General features: G+C 49.0%; 4 protein-coding genes. 1 reads left to right on the forward strand and 3 read right to left on the reverse strand.

Annotated features, from left to right (window positions below; translation table 11 throughout):
* The 3 genes from EA408_00250 to EA408_00260 form a co-directional block, all read right to left on the reverse strand.
* On the reverse strand, nt 1–213 hold a 213-nt coding region (locus EA408_00250), incomplete at its 3' end, for a DNA-binding protein (protein ID TVR75478.1).
* 7 nt (nt 214–220) lie between these two features.
* Entirely contained in the window at nt 221–2395 is a 2175-nt protein-coding gene (locus tag EA408_00255; GenBank protein TVR75479.1) for a peptidase domain-containing ABC transporter, read from the reverse strand.
* A complete protein-coding gene (locus EA408_00260) occupies nt 2379–3644 on the reverse strand; it encodes an HlyD family efflux transporter periplasmic adaptor subunit (GenBank protein ID TVR75480.1) in 1266 nt (421 codons plus the stop codon). Before EA408_00260 ends, EA408_00255 begins: the two co-directional genes overlap by 17 nt.
* Before the next feature lie 483 nt (nt 3645–4127).
* Between EA408_00260 and EA408_00265 the strand changes: the two genes are divergently transcribed.
* Nucleotides 4128–5751, forward strand: a 1624-nt coding sequence (locus tag EA408_00265) for a hypothetical protein (protein ID TVR75481.1), incomplete at its 3' end; no start/stop codon positions are given.

Consider the following 5751-nt stretch of genomic DNA (forward strand, 5'->3'; position numbering starts at 1 on the left):
AATATGGAACGGCTCTTCATAGTAAAAAGTCCTGCAGGACCGGGAGTAGGCTATGGGGGCTCCCTCCATCTTAAGGTCATCCATTACCTCGTAGAGGCGGGTGCGGCTGATACCCAGACGCCGGGCAAACTCCCCGGGTGTGCCGGTGCACTCCTGCTCAACCAGCTTGTGTATCATCTCAATCCTTTCAATATATTGCAAAACCTTCATCATTGATGGTTTAATAATTGTTTTCCTCCCAAAGTCCGAAAGCGGGAACCTGCTTCTCCCACATCCGGCGAAACGGACCGTCGGCAGATATCAGTTCATGGAAGCTGCCTTCCTGCACAAGCCGGCCCCTCTCCAGCATTATAACATGTTCGGCTATGCTAAGGGTTGAAAGCCTGTGTGCTATTACTATCACCGTCCTGCCCTGGCTGCGAAGATGCTCTATGGCGCTCCGCACATACTCTTCTGCCAGCGAATCGAGCGATGAGGTGGCCTCATCCAGTATAAGCACAGCAGGATCCCTGTAAAGCGCCCTCGCTATCGCGATACGCTGTTTCTGGCCTCCTGAAAGATTTGAGCCGTTCTCTCCCAGGAGCGTGTTATATCCGGCTGGCAGCTCCTCTACAAAATCATTCATTCCCAGCTTTCTGCATATATGAAGGATCTTCTCCATATCCGGATCGAAATCGTCAAGTGCAATGTTCTCGGTTACACTGCCCGAAAAAATGTCGATCCTCTGTGGTACGACAGATATGACCCTTCTGAGGGAATTGCTGCTGAACCTGCGTATGTCATGGTCGCCAATGAGTATCCGGCCTGAAAGCAGAGGGTAGATATTCTGCAGCAGAGATGCCAAAGTTGTTTTCCCCGATCCGCTCTCTCCTGCTATGGCTGTGACCTTACCTTTGGGTATCCGCAGGTTCAGGTTGTCGAATACATCAACCCGGGTACCGTACCTGAAGGCAACGTCGTTGAACACTATGTCGCCGGTCATTTCCGCGTTAAGCGTAATAAGTCCTTCACATTGCTCCGATTCAAGGTCAAATATTTCAAAGAGCCTGTCTGCAGCGATAAAGGCGTCCTGCAGGTTTCGGTTGAACCCTATGATATCGGCCACAGGAGCGGTGAAGTACCCGGTAACGGCATAGAATGAAAGAAGTTCGCCGGGGGTTATGGAGTTGCCAAGGACGTACCCGGCGCCAGCCCACAGCACGATAAGGGTTAGTAACTGCGTAACGAAGCTGGTGGCGCCGCCGGAGAAGATGTTATTGAGTCCCGACCGGTAGGCTGTGCCGAGAAGGTCGACAAACCGGGTTTCGGTCTTCAGCGTGGCAATCTCCTCGAGGGCAAACCGTTTTATGGTGCCCGCAGAGCTTAGCGATTCGACGAGTTGTGCCTCCAGGTCGGCGGCACGTTCCATAACCCTGCGCTGCACCTTCCTGTTGAGACGGTCGTAAACAAGGTAGATGATGGCGTAGGCGGGAACAACAACCAGTATCACAAGGGCCATCTTCCAGTAATAGGTGAACATCAGGGCGAAGGAGACGATCAGTATCAGAATGCTGACTATCAGGTTTATTGACACATCGTTGATGAAGGCTCGTATCTTGACGGCGTCGCCTATGCGCGATATGATCTCGCCGGTGCGCATGTTGTCGAAAAAGGACTGGGGCAGCTTCATCAGGTGACGGTAATATCCCATGATAAGTCCGGCATCTATCTTCTGGCCGGTCTTGAGCACAAAGAGCCACTGGAATATGCTCAGCAGCACGCGGAGCATGATGATGGCGGCCATGGCAATGCCCAGGAGGTTTAGGAGGTTGGCATTGCCCGAGGGTATCACGTTATCAACAAGCCTGCCCACGAATATCGCGGTTGACAACCCGAGCACCGAAAAGAGCAGGGCCCCGCACAGCGCCTGAAACAGAACACCTGCATTGGGCCTTACCAGGTGCCAGAGTCTAAGGGATGGGGTGACTTTTTCCCTTAGCGGGGTGAATTCCCGGCCCGGGTACAGGATTACAAGCACCCCGGTCCACTGCTTCCTGAACTCCTCGTGCGAAATCCTGCGCATCTTCCCTTCTGCAGGATCCATGACTGTAATGCACCTGGAAGTGGCTGCTACCAGCACCACGTAATGGTGCAGGGTTTCGTTGACTATAATATGGGCTATGGCCGGTTTGGGTATCTTGAAAAGGCTTTCGAACTCGCCCCTCACACCTTTTGCAAGAAATCCCATCTTTTTGGAGGCCTCAACGAGTCCGAGAACATTGGTGCCACGTTTGTCGGTGCCGGCAAATTGCCGGATCTTCGACACGGGCATCTGCATCCCGTAATGGGAAGCTACCGAAGCGAGGCATGCCGCACCGCAATCGGTTATATCCCTCTGCTTAACCGGTACCGGCATAATCTCTTGTTTTTCCGTTATAGGGATTGAGCCAGCTATCAGCTTTGTCCCATAAAAGGTCGAAAAGGCTGCGGCGGGTTACCAGAACCCTGGCTGTGAAGGTCATCCCCTTCCCCGCTCCGGCCACGGCTCCGCCTGATGAGACAAGAGCCGTACTGTGCGGCAGACAGTGTACGCGGTATAGTGCTGTATTTCCCTCGGTGATGATATCAACCGATATGCCGGTTATGACCCCCTCAAGCATCCCCCACTGGTGGAAATTGTAGGCGTCAACCTGGAGCCGGACGGACTGGCCTACGCGAATAAAGCCTATATCGGCTGGCGTTACGTAAAACACGGCGAGCAGTGAGCCGTAAGGCGATATCTCTGCGAGTGGCTGACCCGGAATGACATAGCTGCCCGGCTGGATGTCGGAGCTTTGTATGATGGTCCCCTTAACCGGCGCGGTAATGACCCTGTTGCTGAGTTCATCATTCAACTGCTCAAACTCGGCTCTCAGGTGCCTCTGTTGTTCGGTGAGTTGTGAAAGGTCTGACTGCCAACCGGCAAGGCCGGCAGCCGCAACTTGGCGCAGGGTGGCTCCCGCAAGCCGGTACTCCCTTGAAAGCTTCTCGTATTCAGCTACCGGCACTATATCCTGGCTGAAAAGTATGCTGCACCTTGCGTATTCTGCCCTTGCGCGCTGGTACTTCAACTCCTGCAGCTCCCTGGTTGCAAGGAAGCTGGTCAGCTCGGCCCTGTACCTGGGAGTGACCATTAAGCCTGCGTCAGCTTCCGACGCGAGGCATTTATCCAGCAGCGTTACAAGGTCAGTGATGAAAAGATCATTATCTCTGATTGACGATCCGAGGTGCGCGGCCCTTGCTTCCAGTCCTTCCGACCCGATAACAAGCAACGTGTCGCCCGCTGCAACGCTGACCCCGTGTTTTATGAATGTACGGGAAACACGTCCGTAAACAGGTGCTGTAAGGGACTGCCTTTCGATGGGGGACTGGAACAGGCCGCGCGCCTGGACCGATATGTCTGTGTAAACCAGTGGAAGACTTGCCAGTGCCAGAACTATACTGAGTATGATTATCCAGTAAATGATTCTGCTTTTCGCGGAAATGCGGGCAGAATATACTTCAACTGTTCTTTCTGTGACCGAAGCGGGAAACAGATCCATGGCAAAGCTCTTTTCCTGTTTATTTTTGTCGGACCGGTGTCGAAACCGTGGCACACCGATGACGAACCGGCGTCGAACCATCATCGGACCGAAGCAACACCAGTGCCTGACCAGTAGTGGACCAAAGCAGATTCATCAATAGACCCAATCCGAACAAGTGCCGAACCGGCAATGAACCCCTGTCCTTATATAAATTTAGTAAAAGAATTGCCTCTCTGCCAGAAAAGTGACAGAAAAAATGACGGACGGTCAGAATCGGCACCTGAGCGGTAAATCAATATGGAGGTTCCCCACAATAATTATTATAAAACACCTGATTCAGAACATAAACTATTGACATTGACAATTATTTGTAATAACTTATATCAAAATACTTTATTTAAACATAGACTAATTGTAAATAGCTATAGATGGTAACCTCACACAACATTAATGATACAGTTGAATACTTTTGATGCCAACTGAAATCAACTGCAATGTTAACCTAAAACATTACAAATGAAAACATCTCTACTAGCGCTTCTGTTGTTACTGACAACTTCGGCCTTATCAGGCCAGGATCCTGAAATGAGACGATCAATTGAGAAATCTCACGATCTCTTCCCCGAAAGGCTGAAAGAGAGCTTCACAGGTTTGAGCAAAGAGTCCAGTGCCCTGCAATTTGCAAAACCTGAAAAACCATGGCTCAAATCCCTAAAGACGATACTCTATGTGAACGACAGTATAATAGGCCGAAGAAAGAGTACCCATGGGCCTGAAATGGAACTCCGGGACAAATCCACACTCAGCTTTGATGATAGAGGTAATATGACAAGTGAAATTGAGTACATTTATGATATTTATTATGGCCGGTGGGAAAAAGAATATAAAACAGAAGTAATATGGGATGGCGACAACAAGGTATCTGAGATCTTTGAATATTACTGGAGCAGCAGTAGCGAAATCTGGATCCATGAAACATGGACTGAGTTCTCATACGATAATGAAGGGAGGCGTGCCGAGGTTATTGAATACACAAGGGACTGGGATGACACTTCCTGGGAGCTTTCAGAGAAGATAACCTATGCATACAATGAAGATGGTCATGAAACCCTGTACATTAGGTTTACATATGACTCAGATGATGATATATGGGTTGAGTATACAAAATATGTAACTGAATATGACGGACCGGACGGACAGATAACCAGAAGGACGCAATACTGGACCCCCTGGGATGAGGAACAGATATACCCTTACAGACGGCATGAATACTTCTGGAAACCTGATGGTGAGCTTGACTATGGCATAATATGGGAGTATGACCGAACAGAGGAAGAGTGGTCAGTGGAATCATATTTTGAGACCACATTCCTGATGGTCGGTCAGCAACCAAGACCTGTTGAAGTAATATATTTTCTGGATGAAGATGATGAAAAAATACTCCTGGAAAAGGAAAATTATGACTGGGACGTAAACGATAATCTCACCTCTTATGCATGGTACCGCTATAATGATGAAAACAATAGCTGGCTGAAAATATCCAAGGCAGAGTATATTTTCGATCTTGATGTTGATATTGAAGAAACCTCATCACACTGGCAAATTGGTTTCCTGGGCAACATTAATAATATGTTACTGGAAATCAATTTTTACAGATCTACAACCGGGCTTGAATGGTATCTTAATTCCGATTCACGGTTTTATTACTCAGGTTATGACCACCCTGACCCCGATCCCATACCGGTCCCTGAACCTGATACCTTCAACCTGGATATTAACATATCAGGCATTGGAGAAGTTTTTGTCAATGATGAACTGTATGAGGGATCATTGACATTTACTGAAGGAGAAATTGTCGAACTGAGTGCACTTCCTGCACCAGGATGGGTCTTTGAAGGATGGGGCGGCACCTACAATGCGTATTCTGAAATGATCTCCATTACAATGAACAGAGATCATGACATAACAGCACACTTTGGCTGGGCTAGTGATGAGGACCGGACAATTGATTTTCAAAAAATCGGAGAGGGTACTATCCTGGTAAATGGTTATCCATACTGGCCCGGTGCAAGATATGAGCCGGGCACAATAATTCATATCGAGGCTGTGCCGGATGATGGATGGGTGTTCTCGGGCTGGAGCGGAAGCCTGACCTCTGATGATCCAGAACAGTATCTTGAAGTTGATGATGATCTTGAACTGATTGCAA

Source organism: Marinilabiliales bacterium (assembly GCA_007695015.1).
Classification (GTDB): domain Bacteria; phylum Bacteroidota; class Bacteroidia; order Bacteroidales; family PUMT01; genus PXAP01.

What these genes read in the sequence shown, in the direction of transcription:
- EA408_00255 (TVR75479.1), bottom strand. Translation starts at nt 2,395, where the DNA reads ATGCCGGTACCGGTTAAGCAGAGGGATATAACCGATTGCGGTGCGGCA.
- EA408_00260 (TVR75480.1), bottom strand. Translation starts at nt 3,644, where the DNA reads ATGATGGTTCGACGCCGGTTCGTCATCGGTGTGCCACGGTTTCGACAC.